Annotated in this window: 19 protein-coding genes; 1 reads left to right on the top strand and 18 read right to left on the bottom strand. The window is 57.6% G+C overall.

Features of this window, described 5'->3' with window-relative positions; genetic code table 11:
• Nucleotides 1-48 precede the first annotated feature (48 nt).
• From G485_RS0104405 to G485_RS0104435, 7 genes are all read right to left on the bottom strand, one after another.
• On the bottom strand, nt 49-1,233 hold the full coding sequence (locus G485_RS0104405; protein ID WP_027091550.1) for an amidohydrolase: 1,185 nt from the start codon (nt 1,231-1,233) through the stop codon (nt 49-51).
• Between the two features lie 87 nt (nt 1,234-1,320).
• Nucleotides 1,321-2,166 (bottom strand): ABC transporter permease, encoded by an 846-nt coding sequence (locus G485_RS0104410; protein WP_051318016.1) that lies wholly within the window; start codon nt 2,164-2,166, stop codon nt 1,321-1,323.
• Complete coding sequence (locus G485_RS0104415) at nt 2,159-2,989, bottom strand: ABC transporter permease subunit (protein ID WP_051318026.1); 831 nt, start codon at nt 2,987-2,989, stop codon at nt 2,159-2,161. The genes G485_RS0104410 and G485_RS0104415 overlap by 8 nt, the downstream gene beginning before the upstream one ends.
• Nucleotides 2,990-3,041: 52 nt before the next feature.
• The gene (locus G485_RS0104420) at nt 3,042-4,142 is read right to left on the bottom strand and encodes an ABC transporter ATP-binding protein (protein ID WP_027091553.1); all 1,101 of its coding nucleotides are present in this window, start codon (nt 4,140-4,142) and stop codon (nt 3,042-3,044) included.
• Entirely contained in the window at nt 4,139-5,251 is a 1,113-nt protein-coding gene (locus tag G485_RS0104425; RefSeq protein ID WP_027091554.1) for an ABC transporter substrate-binding protein, read from the bottom strand. Before G485_RS0104425 ends, G485_RS0104420 begins: the two co-directional genes overlap by 4 nt.
• 31 nt (nt 5,252-5,282) lie before the next feature.
• Nucleotides 5,283-7,247 carry a hydantoinase B/oxoprolinase family protein gene (locus tag G485_RS0104430; protein WP_027091555.1) on the bottom strand — a complete coding sequence of 655 codons (1,965 nt, stop codon included), beginning with the start codon at nt 7,245-7,247 and terminating at the stop codon, nt 5,283-5,285.
• Nucleotides 7,244-9,298: a hydantoinase/oxoprolinase family protein gene (locus G485_RS0104435; protein ID WP_027091556.1), complete on the bottom strand. Its 2,055-nt coding sequence runs from the start codon at nt 9,296-9,298 to the stop codon at nt 7,244-7,246. The genes G485_RS0104430 and G485_RS0104435 overlap by 4 nt, the downstream gene beginning before the upstream one ends.
• 376 nt (nt 9,299-9,674) lie before the next feature.
• On the opposite strand from G485_RS0104435, the gene G485_RS25060 reads away from it, so the two are divergent.
• Nucleotides 9,675-9,983: an SRPBCC family protein gene (locus G485_RS25060; protein WP_051318017.1), complete on the top strand. Its 309-nt coding sequence runs from the start codon at nt 9,675-9,677 to the stop codon at nt 9,981-9,983.
• 75 nt (nt 9,984-10,058) lie between these two features.
• On the opposite strand, the gene G485_RS0104445 is transcribed toward G485_RS25060, so the two are convergent.
• The 11 genes from G485_RS0104445 to G485_RS0104495 all read right to left on the bottom strand — a co-directional run bounded on the left by G485_RS0104445 (nt 10,059) and on the right by G485_RS0104495 (nt 19,815).
• Nucleotides 10,059-10,700: a hypothetical protein gene (locus tag G485_RS0104445; RefSeq protein ID WP_156922109.1), complete on the bottom strand. Its 642-nt coding sequence runs from the start codon at nt 10,698-10,700 to the stop codon at nt 10,059-10,061.
• 53 nt (nt 10,701-10,753) lie between these two features.
• A complete protein-coding gene (locus G485_RS0104450; RefSeq protein WP_420805724.1) occupies nt 10,754-10,963 on the bottom strand; it encodes a hypothetical protein in 210 nt (69 codons plus the stop codon).
• On the bottom strand, nt 10,960-11,163 hold the full coding sequence (locus G485_RS0104455) for a helix-turn-helix transcriptional regulator (protein WP_027091559.1): 204 nt from the start codon (nt 11,161-11,163) through the stop codon (nt 10,960-10,962). Before G485_RS0104455 ends, G485_RS0104450 begins: the two co-directional genes overlap by 4 nt.
• 264 nt (nt 11,164-11,427) lie before the next feature.
• Entirely contained in the window at nt 11,428-12,039 is a 612-nt protein-coding gene (locus G485_RS0104460) for a nucleotidyltransferase family protein (protein WP_027091560.1), read from the bottom strand.
• Nucleotides 12,032-13,126, bottom strand: coding sequence for an XdhC family protein (locus G485_RS0104465; protein ID WP_027091561.1), 1,095 nt, complete (start codon nt 13,124-13,126; stop codon nt 12,032-12,034). Before G485_RS0104465 ends, G485_RS0104460 begins: the two co-directional genes overlap by 8 nt.
• A 68-nt stretch (nt 13,127-13,194) precedes the next feature.
• A complete protein-coding gene (locus G485_RS0104470) occupies nt 13,195-15,432 on the bottom strand; it encodes a xanthine dehydrogenase family protein molybdopterin-binding subunit (protein ID WP_027091562.1) in 2,238 nt (745 codons plus the stop codon).
• Nucleotides 15,429-15,914, bottom strand: coding sequence for a (2Fe-2S)-binding protein (locus G485_RS0104475; RefSeq protein WP_027091563.1), 486 nt, complete (start codon nt 15,912-15,914; stop codon nt 15,429-15,431). Before G485_RS0104475 ends, G485_RS0104470 begins: the two co-directional genes overlap by 4 nt.
• A gap of 25 nt (nt 15,915-15,939) precedes the next feature.
• Entirely contained in the window at nt 15,940-16,899 is a 960-nt protein-coding gene (locus G485_RS0104480; protein WP_027091564.1) for a type 2 periplasmic-binding domain-containing protein, read from the bottom strand.
• Nucleotides 16,896-17,768, bottom strand: coding sequence for an FAD binding domain-containing protein (locus tag G485_RS0104485; RefSeq protein WP_027091565.1), 873 nt, complete (start codon nt 17,766-17,768; stop codon nt 16,896-16,898). Before G485_RS0104485 ends, G485_RS0104480 begins: the two co-directional genes overlap by 4 nt.
• A gap of 15 nt (nt 17,769-17,783) precedes the next feature.
• Nucleotides 17,784-18,095, bottom strand: coding sequence for a 2Fe-2S iron-sulfur cluster-binding protein (locus G485_RS0104490; protein ID WP_027091566.1), 312 nt, complete (start codon nt 18,093-18,095; stop codon nt 17,784-17,786).
• A gap of 22 nt (nt 18,096-18,117) precedes the next feature.
• Entirely contained in the window at nt 18,118-19,815 is a 1,698-nt protein-coding gene (locus G485_RS0104495; RefSeq protein ID WP_027091567.1) for an FAD-binding protein, read from the bottom strand.
• Between the last annotated feature and the right edge of the window lie 14 nt (nt 19,816-19,829).

Consider the following 19,829-nt stretch of genomic DNA (forward strand, 5'->3'; position numbering starts at 1 on the left):
CACATTGAGCGCCGGCAAAGCGAGCTCGATGTGCGTTTTCCGACTATGTCATCTGAATGCCCTCTGCCATTTGTCCACGAGCAGCAACAGGAGCTTCAAACCCGTGTCCATTCCATCCTCATCCACGGTGAAACGCGGAGTATGATGAGGGTAATGGCTTTCCTTCTCCTCGTTGCGTGAGCCGACGTAGATAAAAGCTCCAGGCACCTTTTGCAGATAAGCCGAGAAGTCCTCCGCACCGAGCACCGGCTTCATTTCCTGCAGCGCCTCTTTACCGAAAAAGCCTGCGGCAACCTCACGGACATCCTCTACGAGCTGCGCGTCATTTACGAGCGGACGGTACCCGTACCGGTAATCGAGCTCGCACACAGCCCCATGGGCGGCGCCTACCCCTTCAATAACCTGCCGGATCATTCCCGGCATTTTGTCGCGGATTTCCTGGTCAAAAGCACGGAACGTGCCGCTGATCTTCAGCTCCTCCGGAAACGAATTGTACGACGTTCCCCCATGAATCTGAGTAAGGGACAGTACGGCACGATCCAGCGGATCCAAACGGCGGGCAACGATATGCTGCAGGTTCGTGATCACCTGGGCCGCGGTCGAGATGACATCCACAGACTGATGAGGGTACGCGGCATGCCCTCCCGTTCCCCGAACGATGATGTCGAACGCGTCATTTCCGGCCATCGCCGGACCGGCAATCACCCCGATTTTGCCTGTCTCGATCCAGGAAACGAGGTGCAGGCCGTAAATGGCGTCCACGCCGTCCAGCACACCGGCTTCCACCAGCTGCTCCGCTCCACCGGGAACCTGCTCTTCCGCATGCTGAAAAATAAACCGGATTTCTCCTGCAATCCGTTTCTTCTGACCGGCTAAAATTTTAGCGGCACCGAGAAGAATCGCCGCGTGGCTGTCGTGCCCGCAGGCGTGGCTGACTCCCGGATTTTGCGATACAAACTCGAACCGGTTCTCCTCCTGAATCGGCAGCGCATCGATATCCGCCCGAAACGCCAACGTTTTGCCGGGGCGGCTGCCGATCAGGCGGGCTACGACACTGGTCGGTGTCGGCCTTGAGAGCTCGAGCCCGCCGAACGATTCCAATTGCTCGGCGATATAAGCCGATGTCCTCACTTCCTGGAACGACAATTCAGGATAGCGGTGAAAATGTCTGCGCCAATCCACAACCTGCTGCTGCAGAGCCTCAGCCTGCTTCATCCATTCTGCCAGCGTCATATTTAAAACCTCCTCTTCTATTTAGAGGGGCCAGGATCCCGGCTACCACCGCGAACCTGGCCCCATGCAATATACAATCCGGCTGGCTTACATCACTTTCGTCAGGCCGACCGTTTTATCAATAATAATCAGCGCAATGACGGCAAACGCAATGAACATGACCGAAATCGCATTGACGGACGGATCGAAGGTCTGATCGATATAACTGAAGATCCGGACCGGAATCGTAATATTACCCGGTGACGATACAAACAAGCTGACCGACACTTCCCCGAAGGATTCCACGATGGAGAAGACCGTGCCGGCAATCATTCCCGGCTTAATCAGCGGTAAGGTCACTCGCCGGAAAGTGGACCATCTGCCGGCACCCAAACTCATGGAGGCGGACTCCAGCTTGGGATCAAGCCCTATTACACTGACGCTGACCACCCGGACAACATACGGGAAGGCCACGACCATATGCCCGATGACAAGCCCGGTCAAAGAGTTGATGATTCCAAGGCTTGTAAATTCATACAGCAGCGCAATGCCCAGAACAACCTGCGGAATCATGAGCGGGGACAGCATCAGGGACTGGATGGCTTCCCGTCCTCTGAACTTCAGGCGTCCTAGCCCGTATGCCGCCGCCGTACCCAGCAGCACGGTCAGCGGGGTCACGATCGCCAGCAGAATCAGGCTGACCCGGAGAGCCTCCCACCAGTCGCTGTTCTGGAATACCGCTGTAAACCAGCGAACCGAGAACGAAGACGGAGGAAAGGTCGGATACTCGGTAGGACTGAACGCCGAAAGGATGATGACCAAAATCGGCGAGATCAGAAACAGATAGACGATGATGCCTGCGATCCATATAAGGGCGGTCAGCGCTGAGAACTTGCGTCTGCGACGCGGCTTCCCCGTCCCGCTACGCTGCGAATGACTTGTCGTCTCAGTCATGAAGTCTCGCCTCCCATCTTTTCGAAATCCAACTGATCAGCCCGACGACGATGGCCACCAAAACTAGCAAGGTCATGGAGAGTGCAGCCGCAAACGGCATATTAAATACCTGCACAGCCTGCTGATAGATGGACAACGGCAGCAGCGGCTGAAGCCGTCCGCCGACCAGCAGCGGCGTAATATAACTGCCTGCAGCCAGCGAGAATACGATCGCTGCGCCGGACAGCAAACCGGGCAGCGTCAGCGGGAAGGTCACTTTGAAAAAAGTGCGGATCCGCCCTGCCCCAAGACTCATGGACGCCTGCCGAAGCTTCGGCTGAATTTCTCCCATCGAGGTCGCAATCGGCAATACGGCGAATGGCAGCATGACCTGCACATAGGCAATAACCACCGCTTTCATGGACCACAAGAGCGACAGCGGTTTGTCGATCAGATGCAGCTTAAGCAGCGCCTCATTCAGAAGGCCGTTCTGCGCCATGATGACGATCCAGGCGAACGTCCGGATCACCACGCTGGTCAGCAGCGGAGAAATCAGCAGGATATAAAAGAAGGTGCGCAACCCCTTGCTCCCTGTTCTCACAAGCAGATAGGCTGCCGGATATGCCGCTATAATCACAATGACTGTCGTTAGCGCAGCCACGCCAAGAGTCGAACGAATGGTCGTTAAATAGGAAGCGGAGGTAAAGATCTCGGTATAGTTTTTCAAGCTGTACGAAGGCAGAACATTCAGCAAGCTGTCCACTTCACGGAAGCTGAGGACAATCAGCATGATAAAGGGAACGACCAGAAAGGCGAGCAGAAACAGCAGAGCCGGCGACAGCATCAGCCAGTAAAAAGAAAGGGTTCGGCGTACAACCGTATTTCGGGCCACGACTCTACACCCCTTCCGGCGGGAGAGCAATAACATCCTCGGCGTCCCAGTATAATTCGCAGCGGTCTCCGGCTGACGGCAGAACAGGGAACAGCGGATCGGAAGCCACGACCTGCAGCTCCCCCTTCCCGGCAAGCTGCACGTGGAGTCTCACCTGATCTCCTGCGTAACCCACATGAGAAATGACGCCGGGAGCCCGGTTAGCTTCGCCTGAATTCCCTGCGGTCAAGGCAATCTTGATTCGCTCCGGACGGATCATATAGAGTCCCGATCCCTCTGCGCTCCCTGTAGTCTCCAGAAGGAGCGGAACACCAGCCGCTATTTCGTAGTCTATTGCAGCATGACGATTACGGCCGGTACTCCGCTCCGCCGCAACCGCCGTCTGAATGAGATTGACCTGGCCGATAAAGTCGGCGACAAAACGGTTCGCAGGACGGCGGTACACCTCAAGCGGCGTGCCCACTTGCTGCAACCGGCCATGACCCAGAATTCCGATGCGGTCCGACAGGCTGAGCGCCTCTTCCTGGTCATGAGTCACGAGAACCGTCGTGACTCCGGTCCGTCGCTGAATGGTCCGAAGCTCGGTTTGCATTGCTTTGCGCAGCTTGGCGTCCAGGTTGCTCAAAGGCTCATCAAGCAGCAGAACGGATGGCTCAATGGCCAAAGCACGGGCGATGGCTACGCGCTGACGCTGGCCCCCGCTGAGCTGATGAGGGCGCCGGTCCGCCATGGAGGACAGCTGGACGAGTGCCAGCATTTCTTCCACGCGGCGTTTGATCTCCTTTTTGGGCTGCTTGCGGATACGCAAACCATAGGCCACGTTGTCAAATACCGAGAGATGGGGGAACAGGGCATAATCCTGAAAAACGATACCGAGACCGCGCCGGTAAGGCGGCAGTCCGGTAACGTCTTTGCCTCCGATCATAATCCGGCCGCGCGTGGGATCAAGGAAGCCGGCAATCAGGTTGAGCAGCGTCGTTTTGCCGCAGCCGCTCGGCCCGAGCAGGGAGAAGAATTCCCCTTCTCGAACCTGCAGCTGAACTTCTTCCAGTGCGGTAAAATCGCCAAACTGACGGCTCACATCGTCGATATGGATGCCACTCATTTACTACCACCGAGCGCCTTTGTCCAACGGTCCGTCCAATCCGCCAATTTCGGCGTGGCCGTCGCGTAATCCACCCAGGTCAACTTTTTGTAAGCTTCTTCCCCTACCTGCACCCTTTTCTTCAAAGTATCGCTATATTGAACATTTTTGTTCGTCATGCCGTACAGGGAAAGATCGGAAAATGCCTTTTGGACATCCGGGCTGGACAGATAATTAACCAGCTTATAGGCATTCGCCAGGTTCTTGCCGCCTTTAGGAATGGCCCAGCTGGCAACAGCCGCCACGGGACCGTCTTCCGGATAAGCAAAGCCTACGTTCAAGCCCGAATCCTGCATGGCAAAGGCGCGGCCGTCCCAGAACGGAACAACCCACGCGTCGCCGCGTTCCAGCAGCGTCTGGATCGAACCCGCGTTATCCGGAAATGCGACTGCATTTTGCTTCAGTTCAGCCAGTTTCGCGAATGCCTTATCGACATCCGTCGCGTTGCTCTCCTTGCCTCCGAGCGCATGTACTAGGCCGGATAAGAACTGAAGACCGGCCGAGTATGTCGGCGACGAAACGGCAACATGGCCTTTATATTCCGGATTCCACAAATCCGTCCACTTGGTCAGAGGAGTTTTGACCAGATCTTTGCGGTAAATAATGCCCAGCTGTCCCATACTGAAGCCGGCCGCATAGACTTTGCCGTCTATGGTGAAGCGTTCTTCCACGGAAGGGTAAAGATCAGCCAGGTTGGGCACGTTCTGGGTATCCAGCGGCTCCAATAGATTGGCTTCGGCAGCGCGCTGAATGGTATCCGGCTGAAGAACGAGCACGTCGTATGGCGAGTTTTTGCCGTTGCCCGCCTTTAATTTAGGAAACCACTCCGCGTCGGTGCCCGTAACGACCTCCACGTCGATGCCGGTCTCCTGTTTAAATTTATCCAAGGCGGCCTGACGGATATTTTTCTCCCAGTCGCCGCCGGACACACCGATGACCACCTTATTTGTCTTCGGAAGCTCGCCGCTTGCCTGATCTTTGGAACCGCCGGATGAATTGCCGCATGCCGAGACAATCAGCGTCAAACTGAGGAGCAGCGCTCCGAACGTCAAATTCTTTTTGCTTTTCATTGTGGTTTGCCCCCTAATGGATAGTGATTTTTTATTGATGCTCGGCCCACAACTGCTCGATCATGGAAGCCGTTAACGGTTCCCCCGAAAATCGGTCTGCTGCACGTTCATGCACCAGTTGCTTGCGAGCAGCCCGCTGGGCCGGCGGCAAATTCTGAAGCAGCCGGGCCAGCTTGTCGCTTGCTTCAGGCGTCCAGACCTGCTCGTACGCTGTCCGCGCGCTGCCGAAATCCCAGAATTGTTCCCGTACCGGCCGGGTGGCTCTGACCCGCTGCGTCTCTTCGGCATCGACAACCAGCACGCCTGCCTTCGTTTTCAGCACAACACCGTACTGTTCTTTCGCCTGCTCTTTACCAAGCAGTCCGGAGCGAACCTCATGCAGCACATCTTCCGGATCGCGCTCCAACGGATTTCCCCAGCCTCCGCCTCCCGGAGAGTGAATGCTGACGATATCCCCCGGTTTAGGATGAAGCACACTGATCTTCGGCAGATTCGTTTCATTGTCCCGACCCGGATTCAGCTGAACCTTGCCGAGCGAACCGGCTCGTCCGCCGGCAAGCCCCCAAGGATGGAAGCGCAAGCGCTCCATTCCTCTTGCCGTAACAACAGAGCCTTCTTCGATAATTTCGAAGTCCAAACGGATGGCGTGACCGCCGCGATGGAGTCCGGGGCCTGCCGTATTTTCCAGCAGTTCATATTTATGAACCAACACCTGGATATGCTGCTCCAGACTTTCAATCGGTGTATTGCGCAAAAAACCGGACGCATGGTCAATGCCGTCGGCCCCGTCCATATCGCTCTGACCGCCGCCTCCGCCGCCCATCGGCTGTACAACCGCCATATTACGCGTGCCGTTCTTTACATCCGGAGTCGACAGCACCACGATCGCGGACTGGCCGGCTCCGGCCGCCGGAATGCGGTGAGGGATCGCTTTGGCCAGAGCTCCCAGCACCGCATTGTACAGGCGCATCGTAATCGTATGGCGCACCCCGACCGCGGCAGGATACACCGGATTGACCAGCGTTCCGGCAGGAGCGATGACGGAAATGGGGCGTGTAATGCCGCCATTCACCGGGATAAACGGATCCGAGCTGATAATATAGTTAATCAGCCCCTGGAACAGGAAAGAATGCTTCTTGCCGTTCGTTACCAGGTTAAAAGCCGTTCTGACCTGCGGATCGCAGTTCGAAAAATCGAGCTTAATGTCTCCGCCCTGAACCGTAACCTTGACGGCAAGACGAATCGGCGTATCGGACAGCATGTCATCGTCCAAATAATCGGCAAATTCATACGTGCCGTCCGGAATCTGCTCAATGACCTTGCGGGCACGAAGCTCGCCCTGATCCATCAAATCCTCCATGCTGTCTTTCACAGCCTGCACGCCAAATTTGCTCACCAACGTCAGCAACCGTTGTTCGGCGGTGTTGACTGCGGCTACCATCGCGTTGAAGTCACCCAGGTTAAGCTGCGGCGAGCGGCTGTTCGCTTGAAGGAAGGCATGCACATCCGCGTTGGGTTCGCCGCGTTTATACAGCTTAACCGGTGGAATTCGCAGCCCTTCCTGATGGATATCGATGGCTTCCGGCGAAATGCTGGAAGGAACCAGTCCGCCGACGTCGCTGCAGTGCACGAAGGCCCAGGCGTAGGAAATCAGCTCGCCATCCACAAAAATAGGCTTGAACACATGAACATCGGGAAGATGAGTCGCGAGTCCGTCCGTCGAGTAGGGTTCATTGGTAATGATGATGTCGCCCGGCTCAAGGGGATGGCACGCCTCGGCCGCCCGTTTCAAGCTTAATCCGAGAAAAATCGTAACGCCTACCGTTTTCGGATAGACGAAAAACTCACCGCTCGGCGTCGCCAATGCGGTCGCGAAGTCAGCCGATTCCTTGACGAAGGTCGTAAACGAGGTCCGCTCGATGACATGCCCCATACCGGCAGCGATGGCATTATAATAGCTGCGCATAATTTCCAATGTAGCCGGATCTGTCTTCATGCGCGCACCTCTTTCCGTTTCAAAATCAGGTTGCCGGCCCGGTCTACGGTACCGTACCAGCCGTCCAGCACCAGAACCGTCGTATCATCCTGCTCAACAATGGCCGGTCCTTCAATGGTGTGGCCCGCATGCATCTCACTCCGGACATATACGTTAGCCATGTGCTCTTGTCCGCCATATCGGATCCTGCGTGTACACGTCGGCTTAATTTCACCCTGTGCATCCGGAACCGAAGCAATGGCCGGTTTCAGGGTATGTCCGACCAGACGGACGCGCAAATTGATCAGCTCCAGCACGGCAGCGGCATCGCTGTGCCCGTATTGTCTGCGGTGCAACTCATGGAACGCTGTGACAATCCGCTCTCCAGTCCGGTCTTCCAGCATCGACTTGTCCAGCGGCAGCTCAATTTCGAAGGCCTGGCCCGCATAACGGGCATCCATGGAATAATGCAAGGTGCTGTCTTCCAGCCCGCTTACCTGCTGGTCCGTGAGCCACATTCGAGCCTGCTTGGCAAGCCGGTCATATTCATGCACCAGGGCATCCATCGTGACCTCTTCAAACCTCTTTTGCAGGGACAATACCGCATCGTACGCAAAATCAGCGGTCAAAGCCCCCAAGGCGCACAACGTTCCCGGGCTTGGCGGCACGAGCACGCTCTGTGCCTGAATCTCTTCCGCCAGGAAGTTGGCGGTTACCGGGCCGCCGCCTCCAAACGCAAGGAGGCTGAATTCGCGCGGGTCAAACCCGTGCTGCTCCATCACCGCGCTTAGCTCAGCGTACATGTTGGCTACCGCAACCTGAATCATGCGGTCGGCCGCTCCGCGTGCGTCAGTGCCAAGATGCTCGGCGATAGGCGCGATCGCCTGTGCCGAACGTTCCGGATAGAGCCGGACGTTTCCGGCCGCGAAACGGTCGGGATTCAAATAACCGCACAGCAGGTAAGCATCCGTCAAAGCGGCGCGGTCCCCTTTGCCGTAACAGGCAGGTCCGGGCGAAGATCCTACCGATTCCGGCCCCACCTTCAGCAATCCGCCGTTGTCGATCCAGGCATACGAACCGCCGCCTGCGCCCACCGAATAGATCGACACGGAAGGCAGCATGATCGGCATGCCTGCCAGATGGTTCATCTGCGTGAAAGTCGGCTGTCCGCTTTCAATAATGGAGATGTCGGCACTGGTACCGCCCATATCGAACGTGATGACATTGCTCACATCGGCTGAACGGGCAACTTGCACCGCCCCGATTACACCTGCCGCTGGTCCGGAGAAGAGCGTGCGCACCGGCGCATCCGCCGCAGTCCCGATATCCATAATCCCACCGTTGGATTGCGTGATAAACGGTTGGGCCCGAACCCCTTCTTCCTGCAGACGTTCCTGCAGCGTTTCGAAATACCTTCTCACATTCGGTTGAATATACAAGTTGACCGCCGTCATCGCCGCGCGCTCGTACTCTCTCATTTGCGGCCACAGCTCGGCTGAGGCGCTCACCCCAAGTTCCGGGGCCAGCTCGCGGATTCGGGCAACCGCCTGCTGCTCATGCACCGGATTTTTATAGCTGTGCAGGAAGCACACGACGACCCCGCCTGCGCCAGATGCGGCTGCCGCACGAATGGCTTCGTCCAGGCTGTCCATATCCAGCGGCGTATGCACGGAGCCGTCATGGCGCAGACGTTCTTTTACCGTGAATACCCGTTCCCTCGGAATCAGAGGTTCCGGAAGTCTCGAACGGAAGTCGTAAGGAATCGGCAGTCGCAAGCGCTGCAGGGACAATAAATCCCGGAATCCCTCGGTGACAATCAAGGCAATCGACTCACCGCGTCGCTGCAATAAAGTATTAAGGCCTATCGTCGTCCCATGGACAAAGTAACGAATGTCCTTCGGCTCGATCCCTCGTTGTCTCAATAAAGCGAGTCCATTCGCGATCCCCTGAGCCGGGTCGGAAGGAACCGTCGGCGTTTTGATGCCGATTAAGGTGCCGCTCTGCTCATCCAGCACCGTTAAATCTGTAAAGGTACCGCCTATATCAATACCCAATCTCCAAGAATGACTCAAAGCGGTGAAGCCCCCTTGCTCGGAATTTCCAATCTGGGAGGATCTAATTCCGTTTAATTATACTTATAATATCGGAATTCATTGATTTTAGTCAAGAAAATTAGACAATTTTCGACATCATGAGCGCCGTCGAGCTGGCCATCGCACAAAAAAACCCTTCGTCAGAAGAGTTTTAATGAAAAGGTATGGTGCGGTCGAGAGGACTCGAATCTCCACAACTGTTACACCGCTAAAACCTGAAATTAGTCCACTGCAAGGAGGTGAATAAAAAGCCGAAATCGCTTGTGGGACAAGGCATCCCCTCACCCACGATAAGCATCCATGTGCGACACCAATGGATGTAACAGGAGTCAATCGTTCTGGGGGTAAAATACAAATGGGTGACTCTGTAGCCTTCAGGGCAACTCATTTTTTTATTCGTCAAAATTTAACTTCCAAGGTAGTCGAATATGAACGACCTAAACGTATGGTCGATCAAATGACCAAGGGTGCTTTCAAAACGTTTACACACATCCATGAATTTAAAACAGATAACGGCGGCACAATGATGACGGATATAATCTCCTTTGAAGTGCTTTTCGGCGTCTTCGGAAAAGTCGTTGAGCAATTGGTTTTAAAGTTTTATTTAAAAAAGTTTATCTTACATAGAGGCAAACAGATTAAAAAAATTGCCGAAGCCAAATGAGAAACGTCATTCAGGAACCAAAGGGTATCCTGGTCCGCGCTGGCGTGGTGCGGCTTCTTCGGCCATAAATCGCCTTTAAAGCCGAAAAGTCGAGACTATGGTTTCCATAATGGATTCGTCTACATCACCGCTTGAAAAATAAAAACCATACGAGCATCCTTTTTCTTTAACGGCCACATACCATCTGGTTTCCTTGTATGCCCAATCAGGGTCTTGTTCGGCTGCAGGCTTCGTATGCGAAAGTTGAATTCTATACGTATGAACGTTCATTCCGCTAATGGACAAAAGGCCTTCGACCTCCTGAAAATCCTTTTGCTCGGAATGGTTTGGTTTCATATCTTTCCAGGTATTTGAATCAAACCACCCTAATATTTCCGTTTGTCCCAACTCCTCTCCATCCTTCTGGAAGACGAGAGAATCAGATGCCGATCCTGCTTTATAACTCCATTCTTTTGGAATGGCGAGTTTAAAAGAGGATGTCTCTATCGCTTGATATCCCTGCGGCAAAACAAAAGGTTCCTGTGTGGTTTCTACCGGATGTTGGGATGATTCATTGGGTTGCGAGGTTTCTAATGGTTCATCTATCTTATTGTTCTGCCGCGGAGAAGGCGAAGAAGGGGAATGCTGCGATTCTGTTGCCTTTGGGCTTAAACATGAGGTAACAAGCATGAATAGGATCATGCTGATCAGCAGTTTCTGAGTTGCTGCTTTCATCATCCTTCCCCTCCAATCAACCTTGCACGTATCCTTTAATCACGATCCCCTGCCTGTCATCGCATTTTCCTTTTATAGAAAACTCTTGAACCAAGGAAGATTGCATTGCCTATCAATAAGATGGTAAATTCCCACCCTGTTTGACCTTTCTTAAAAAAATCGATGAACGACCAAACTAACAAGGCTACGGTAAAAAACAGATAAGCGTTTTTGGCGGATTTGTCATTTTGGTATTGTTCCATTTCATCCGCTTTTCGCAATTTCATTTTGAGTCCTCCTCGAAAATAAATAATTGATCAACAGTCGTATCAAGATGAATAGCTAATCGAAACGCCAAAGACAGCGTTGGATCGTATTTATCGTTTTCAATGGCATTGATGGTTTGTCTTGTAACGCCGCACCTGTCGGCAAGCTCTTCTTGGGATATCTTCATCCTTCTCCTGATCTCCCTAATGTTATTCTTCAATAACTCATCACCTTATCTTGAAATGTAAAAAACTTTTTACGTTTATAATCCTAAACGAACATCGATGCAATGTCAAATTGTTTTTACATTTTGCCATCGTTGCAGCCCTAACGGACAAAAAGAAAAGAAGCCAGGGCACGGTTGGCTTCTCAGATTTATTCGCGATGCTTCAACGATCCCCCGCTTCGGCCGTTCCGATGGGCAATCAGCTCCGCCATGAACGGGGGCACCCTCCGATTTGTGCGAAGGAGGAGCTGCCCCGCTTCAGGACTCGGGTTCTGCAGAACGAAGATAATCCCGGTAGTCTTCAGGCGTATCCAAATCTCGCGGCGCGAGGTCGTCGGAATCGACATAGACGATCCGGCTTCGGTGCCGCCTGAGCACTTCCCTCGCCCCGAAGTCCCCCGACAGCTCCATCAATTCCGGATACATCCCGGCATCGAACAACACGGGGTGCGCCGGCCGGTCGGCGTAGCGTACCTGCACAATAGGCGCTTGGGTCTCCCGGTAAGTGTCCGCGACGCGTCGGATGAGACGGCTCTGGACGTCAGGCTGGTCGCCGAGCAGAACGATCACGCCCCGCGGGGAATGCCGCTTCACCAATTCCCGCAGTCCCGAGGCCAGAGATGCGCCTAGTCCCAGCTCGGAACAATCGCTGTCAATCCAATCGACAGGCGCGTCGCCCGCATGGTCCCGGCTCACCGGCCCCTGCCGGGCGGCGACCACCGCCACCCGGCAATTGCCCGCCTCCAGCGCGCGGCGAATCGATTGCCGCAAAATGGTGATGCCTTCCGTTGACGGCAGCAGCATCTTGGGCTGCCCCATTCGGCTGGATTGGCCGGCAGCCAGAATAAGCGCCCAAACGTCGTCAGACATGGCTCTCCTCCTTAAGCGCAGAAGCGCGGGCGAATCCGCTCGCCGAAGGAATACCCTTGCGGTTCCGCAGCGGCGCGCCGGATCGGCCGCGGCGGTGTGCCGTCATCTCCGCCATGATGCTCAAAGCGATCTCCTGGGGCGTCTCCGCGCCGATATCCAGCCCGACCGGCGAATAGAGCTTTTCCAGCAGATGCGGCTCGAGGGGGCCTTGCGCAGCGGTCAGATCTTGCAGGATGCGTTCCAAACGGGAGCGCGACCCCACCAAGCCCAAATACGCGATCTCATCCGACAGCATCTTCCTTACCGCCTCGCGGTCGAGCTCGAGCTGATGCGTCATGATAACGGCATATTTGCCCGCGACATCGGCTTGTTCGAAGGCAAGACGCGGAATGAGCCGGATCTCATCCGCTTCCGGAAACCGTTCGGGGCTCGCCTTCTCCGTCTTGTGGTAAAGGATCGTGACCCGCCATTGCAGCATTCGGGCGAGCCGGCACAAGAGCCGGGCGTCCTCCCCGACGCCGACAATGATTAATTCCGGCCGCGGCGAGATCCGTTCGACCAACAGCTCGACTTGAATATCTCCGATCGTGTCCGGCACAATCCCCGCCTTGCGATCCGTTCCGAGCCGTCCGTCGTAAGCGCCGGCCTTGCGAACCCACCGGGTTCCGGGAGGCATTCGGGCGGCGTCGGATGTGGCGATAACCGTTGCCGCTTCGTACGGAGCCGTCGCCTTCAGCCGATTCCGCATATCGCCGGCAATCCATTCCGCCTCTTCCGGCTTTCCAACGGGATCGAACAATTCCAGCCACAAGGCGATCGCGCCGTTGCACCCGACGCCGGTTCCCCATTCCTCGTCTTCGCCGGTTCGAAAATCATAGCGGACGCGTCGGGGCTCGCCCGACTTCAGCACTTCGTCGGCATGCATGCGAAGATCCTCCTCGATGCATCCGCCGCTGACGATTCCGATCACTTGCCCATCCGGCATGAACAGACAGCGCGTGCCTTCCCGGCGGTAAGCGGAACCTTCCACCTCGATAATGGTGGCGATGACGCAAGGAACAGCGTCTTTCTGACAACGCAACAGCATTTCCTGTATGTCTTCCACGTTCCCTCACCCTCGCGATTAGACATGTTGCGGCCCTGCCGCAAGCCGTTTCATTCCGGATGAAGCGCCCGCCAGACCCGCTCCGCGGACAATGGAAGCTCATAGCCGCGCACTCCGGTCGCATGGGCGATGGCGTTCGCGATCGCTCCGGGAACGGGATCGAGCGCGACTTCGCCGATCGACTTCGCTCCCAGCGGGCCGTTCGGATCCGCTCCTTCGATGAATTTGACTTCAATCTCCGGGATGTCCTTAACCCCCGGCATCCGATAATCCATCATCGAAGGGTTTAACACGCGGCCGTCCTTCACGAGCAGATCCTCCATCGTCACCCAGCCGATTCCTTGCGCGACCGCTCCCAGCACCTGTCCTTTGGCCATCGTCTCGTGGATGATCGTTCCGGAATCGTGAACCGCCCAATACCCGATCACTTGCGTTCGTCCGGTCTCGGGGTCCACCTCCACCTCCGCAACGTGGGCGGCGAACGGATAGTTCGGCGACGGATGCCCGTAATACGTCGCATCCGGCAGCTCGGTGTCGGGAACGTAAGTTTCCTTCACTTCCAGTTCTTCTCCGGCCTGACGCGCTCGGTACCAAGCGGACACTTCGCTGAGCGGATACGTCCGTCCTTCGCAAACGACGTTTCCCGCTTGGAAAACCGCCTCCTTGCCCAGCGCCTCGGCGGCCAGACCGGCAATGGCGCGAGCCAGCGACTCCGCCGCCTTCCGCACCGCGTTGCCTCCCATGACCGTACTGCGGGAAGCCAGTGTCCCGATTCCGAACGGGTAGCGCCCCGTATCCCCCGATTTTACCGTAATGGCCGTCTCCGGAATACCGAGCGTCTGTCCCGCGATCCGGGCATAGGTTAACGACATCCCCTGCCCCAGCTCAATCTCGCCGGTCTCGATCTCGACCCTGCCGTCCGCCTTCAAGCGCGCAACGGCCGTAGAGCCGTCGAATCGGGGATCGATCGCGCGGAACCCCGACACGTGGTTCGCTACGGCGAGCCCCAATCCCCGGTTGGGGGGCAGCTGGCCGCGCCGGTCCCAGCCCGACAGAATCTTCACCTGCTCGATGCACTGCTCCAGCTTGCAAGTATCGAGCCGGTAGCCGTGGATCGTCGTTTCTCCCTCGTGGACGATATTTTTAAGCCGCAGTTCGGCGGGGTCCATCCCCAGCTCCAAAGCAATCTCATCGATGACGCTCTCGACGGCGAAAAGCATTTCGGCATTGCCGAACCCCCGCATGCAGGTGGTCGGGCTGTTGTTCGTATAGCATAAATGGCCTTCCGCCCGGACATTCCGGAAGTGATAGATGTTGTCGGGGCGCGTGCACGCGGTGGCGATCACATTGGGGCTCCAGTAGACGCGCGCGCCGGCATCGGCGTAAACGGCCAGATCCTTATAGAGAAACCGGCCTTCCCGATCCGTTCCGATCTCGATATCGAACGTCAGGGGAACGCGCGGATGCGCGGTGATCATATCCTCGTAGCGGTCCAGAATGATCTTCACCGGACGCCGGGCCGCCATCGCCAGCGCGGCCGCGATCACATGCACCTTCAGCACATATTTGGCCCCGAAGGATCCGCCGATGGGCGGAACGATAATCCGCACGCGATCTTCCGGCAATCCGAAGCCTGCGGCGTACGTTTCTCTGGCCCGGTAAGGAATATGGGAAGGCGCCCAAATCGTCAAGCCTTCTTCGTCCGACCAGCTCGCCATTGCGCCCACCGGTTCCAGATGCCCCTGATAAATGCGATTGGAGCGATAACGGCCGCCTTTGACGACGGCGGCTTCCCGCTTCGCCGCTTCCACGTCGCCCCGCTGCAGACGAATGTGCATGGGCCGGTTGTTCGGCGTCTCTTCATGAATCGTCGGAGCCCCGGCGGTCATCGCTTCTTCCGGATCGAACACTCCCGGCAGCGGCTCGAATTCGGCCTCGATCGCGGCAATCGCCTTAGCGGCGGCCTCCCGGCTCTCCGCGGCGACAGCGGCAATCTCGTCCCCGATGAACAGCACCCGGTCTTTGGCCAGAATGTTCCAATCCTTGTACTTGGTCGGCCCGTAAGGATGATGAGGCACATCGTCAGCGGTAATGACAGCGGCGACGCCCGGCACTTCGCGCGCGCGGGACACGTCAAGCCGGACGATCCGGGCATGGGGATAAGGACTGCGGAAGATGGCGCCGACCAGTTGTCCGGGCAAATTCAAGTCGTGCAAATACCGCGTTCGCCCTTCGAGCTTCGATTGCAGATCAAGGGGGGACCGGGATCCCGTCAGCTTCTCGGTCATCGCGTCTCTCCTCTCTGCGCGGCAACCTGCTCAGCCGCACGCATCATTCCCAAATAGCCGGTACAGCGGCAAAGGTTGTTTTTCAAGGCGGACCGCACGTCTCCTCCGAAACGTTCGGGATCTTGCAGCCATGCCCATAAGGCAACCATAATTCCGGGCGTACAGAAACCGCACTGGACGCCGCCGTGTTGCTCCATGGACCGGGCCAGCGCCTGAAAGTCGGCATTAGAGGCCAGACCTTCGACCGTCTCGATCCGCTGATCCTGCGCGGACGCGACGGGTACGAGGCAGGAGACGACCGGCCGCCCGTCCAGAAGCACGGTGCAGGCGCCGCATTCTCCGGTTCGGCAGCCGATCTTGGTCCCCGTCAATCCCTGTCCATCCCGCAACACATCCGCCAACGGCACCGTGGCATCGCCGTTCCAGGCGACGCTTTCCCCGTTGACGGTCAAGCGGATCGGGCGCTCCCCTTCACCGTTCATTCGACGCACCTCCCTTTTCCTCTCCTCAGGTGTCCCATACGGACGGGTGGAACACTTCTTCCGGCGCAAGCTCGCGCTTCAGCAGACCGTCCTGAATCAGATAGGACATAAACTTCCGGATTTGCTCCCAATTTCCGGAGGCTCCATAGGGCCAAAGATCGCCGCCCATGAACCGGATCGACCGTTCCACCGATTCCCAAATCCAGGGGTCGGAGGTGTTGTTCTTAATCGTCTCCAGCAGGCCGGCGATCCCCTCGTTCTTGATCTCGGTCATCCGATCGTACAGCAGCCTCGGCAGCTCGGGGTAGCGGGCCGCCGTCTCCTCCTTGATCGAGACCAGGTGCATGATGGGGAAAATGCCGGTTCGCTCGTAATACCTCCGCTCCTCGTTCCATACGTCCGGAATCAACCGGCGCAGAACGCCGCCTTCCCCCGAAGACGGGAAAAACTTCTCGGGCGGACGCCGGGCCGACATGATCGCGTCCACTCTCCCTTCGGCGAGCGCCTCGAAAATATCGCCTTCGGTCAGCTTGGCCGGGGTGGCGACAGGCACCCGTTCCGGACGGAACGTGAACCATTCCATATCGCCGGTGGCGATGCCCCACTCCTCCCGGAACAGGCCTCTGATCCATACCGCAGCCGTCATTTGATATTCCGGGAAGCCGAACCGGCGACCCTTCAATTCGGAAGGATGCCGCCAAGGACTGTCCGCTCGGACATAAATCGCATTGTGCCGGAAGGATCGGGACAGGAAGACCGGAATCGCCGTCAGCCGGGTATCGCCGCCTCCTTTGGCAATCAAGTACGAAGCCAGCGACAGCTCCGAAATATCGTACATCGCTTGCGAGATTTGTTGAACGAAAATTTGCTCCACCGTTTCCCGGCTTACCGCCAGCTCGAAGCCCGGCAGGCGGCTGACGCCGGTCAGCAGCTTCAAAGTACGGTCGCTTTCCGACATCGCGATCGTTAGTTGAGGTGCCGTCATCGCCACGCTTCTCCTTCCGTCTGTTCCAGATTCGACAGCAGCGCTTGGCCCGCGCGGACCACATAAGTACCGACCAGAGAACGCCGATATTGCGCTCCGGCCCTGACATCCGTTATCGGCGAGCTTCGCTGCGCGTAGAGCTCGCCCAATCTTCTCAGTTTATCCGCATCCAGTTTCCCTGCCCACAATCTTTCTTCCTCGTCGCTTAAGGTGAACGGTTTGGGCGCAGCGGCGCCGACGGCGGCCGTCCCCCACTCCACCTGCCGGGCATTCCCCTGGAGAATCAGAGCGACGGATACGATCGAAATGTCGGTTGCGGCACGCTGGTCATGCCGAAGAAAAATTTGCGGAACGCCGAGCATCCGGGCCGGAATGAACAGCGATACGATCATTTCGCCCGGTCTCAGCTGCGTCCGCTTCGGACCCTCGACAAAGTCCGCAATCGGAACGCTGCGGCTGCCGGAGGCGCTCGCCAACCGCACTTCGGCCCGGTAAGCGACGAGCGGAACGAGCATATCCGCCGCGGGGGAAGCGTTCGCCACGTTGCCGCCGATGGAGGCCCGGTTCTGAATCTGCCAGCCGCCGACGATCCGGGCCGCCTGCTGCAAAGCCGGCACCATGCGGAGCTCCCGGCTCTCCCAGATTTCCGCCGCCGTGACGGCGGCGCCGATCTCCAGCCCTTCCGCTTGCCGGCTGATCCGTCTCAGTTCCGGCAGGCCGCGCACCTCCAGCCAGTCGGTCTTTCCCGCCTCATATTCTTTTCGGGGCGCATTTACGAACAGATCCGTCCCTCCGCAAACGATCCGGGGACGCCGCCTCTCCAGCAATTCCAGCGCTTCAGGCAAGCTTTGGGGGCGATACCATGCCATTTACGCCGTCCCCTCCTATTCCAGCGAAGTCACCAAATCTTGAATCCACGGCCTCGCGGACAGCGGTTCGATGCGAACCTCGCTCCCCGGCCGCGCGCGAATGCTGCACAAGAAGCCGGCTTTGCCGTCTACGATCGCGGAGCATTCCTTGCAGGCATTGGCGGAACGGCAGGAGTAGCGAACCGCCAGCGCCGGATCCACGTGCTCCCGAATCCAGAAAATCGCGTCCAGCAGGCTCATGCCGTCCCGATAAGGCACCTCGTAAACCGCTTCGGAAGCGGCGTTCCCGGCCTCGCCGCGTACGAGCCGCAACGTAACATTTGACATACGAGCTTCCCTCCTTCGTAACTTAAGCTTTGACGGACAAGGGAACGGTTGTCAGCTGCCATTCTCCGGCTTTGTCCAGCGTCAATTGCGAGCTGACCGGCGTATCCAGCGTCTCCTCCCAATCGAGCCGCACGTGCGCGCCTCTGGTCTCCCGTCGTTCCATCGCTCCGAGAATGATCGCCTCTCCGATTTTCAACAGGTTGGCGGCCTCAAGCTTCTCGACAAGCGTCAGGGCGAACTTGCCGGGTCTGGCCAGCGAAATCTCCCGAAGCTCGCCGCGAAGCGCCCGAATTTCCTCAAGCGCCGCAGACAGTCCCTGCTCCGTCCGAAGCGGACCGGCTCCCTTCCACATCGTCCGCTGCAGCTTGCGTTTGAACGCCTGAAGCGAAGCGGTGTCGCGGTCTGTCGGGATCGGATGCCAGAACGACTCAAGCCGCTGCCGTTCTTCCTCCGCCGCCCTCTCGACAGCGGCCGGATCCGCGGCTCCCCGTTCGCGCGCGGCCGTCTCCCCGGCGATGCGTCCGGTCGCCAGAGCTTCCGTAATCGCATTGCCGGACAAGCGGTTGGCCCCATGCATCCCGTAGATCAGTTCGCCGGCTGCGAGCAGTCCCGGCACACGGGTTCGCATGCCGTCGTCCACCCGGACGCCTCCAAGCATGAAGTGAGCCATCGGCGCCACTTCGACCATATCCCGGGTCAAATCGACGCCCTGATTGCGCAGCAGATCGATGACCGGTCCGAACGCTTCCTTCAGCTTGTCTTCGGGCACCATGCGGAAATCGAGGTACGCCCCTCCGTGGGGAGTCCCGCGCCCCGCCTCCACTTCGCGAAAGATCGCCAGCGTCGTTTGGTCCCGGGCCGCCGTATATTTGCCCGCCACTTCGCCGTTGTATTTGTCCATAAATTCTTCATGAAGTCCGTTCAGCAGCCGGCCTCCAAGCTTGTAGCGGAACGGATCCCACATGATCGGATCGATCCCGACCAGCGGCGGGAAAAGATGGGCAATGGGGAAAAATTGCACCATCTCCATGTCCCTCAGTTCGGCGCCCGCCTCGGCGGCCAGAATGAAGCCGTCCCCGGTCATGTTGGCGGAAGCGCTGTTGCGCTCGTAAATTTCCGTCAGACCTCCGGTCGCCAATATTACCGCTCCTGCGGCGATGCTCACCGGACGGAAATCCTCCATTTCGAAGCCGATGGCGCCGACCGCCCGGCCGCCCTCGACGACGATACGGGTGATCATGACATTTTTCAGACGTTTGATCTTCCCGTCTTTCCAGATCGCCTTCTTTAAGCCGTTTGAAGTCGCTCCTCCCGTGTTCAGAATATCCACGTAGACGCAGCGGGCCCGCGAATGTCCCGGCGCGAATGCCTGCGACCGCTTGCCGTCCGGCGTTCGGGCCCACTTCACGCCGTATCGCTCCGCTTCCAGAATGACCTCCGGCCCCCGCTCCACAATGGCGCGAACGATCGCCGGATCGGCCAGGCCGCGGCTGCCGGCCATCGTATCTTCGAAATGAATGTCCGGGCTGTCCGGTTCGGCTTCGCCCAGCGCCACGGCAACCGTCATCTGGGCCAAAATGGTGGCTCCGCCTCTGCCGATCAGGCTTTTGTCCGTAAGAATCACCTCGGCGCCTTCATCCGACGCCGCTCTGGCGGCCATCATGCCGGCCGCGCCCGCCCCGACAATCAGCACGTCCGTTTCCAATCGCAACGTTTCCACGCGCGCAACCTCCT

This window comes from Cohnella thermotolerans DSM 17683 (assembly GCF_000429825.1).
Lineage (GTDB): Bacteria > Bacillota > Bacilli > Paenibacillales > Paenibacillaceae > Cohnella > Cohnella thermotolerans.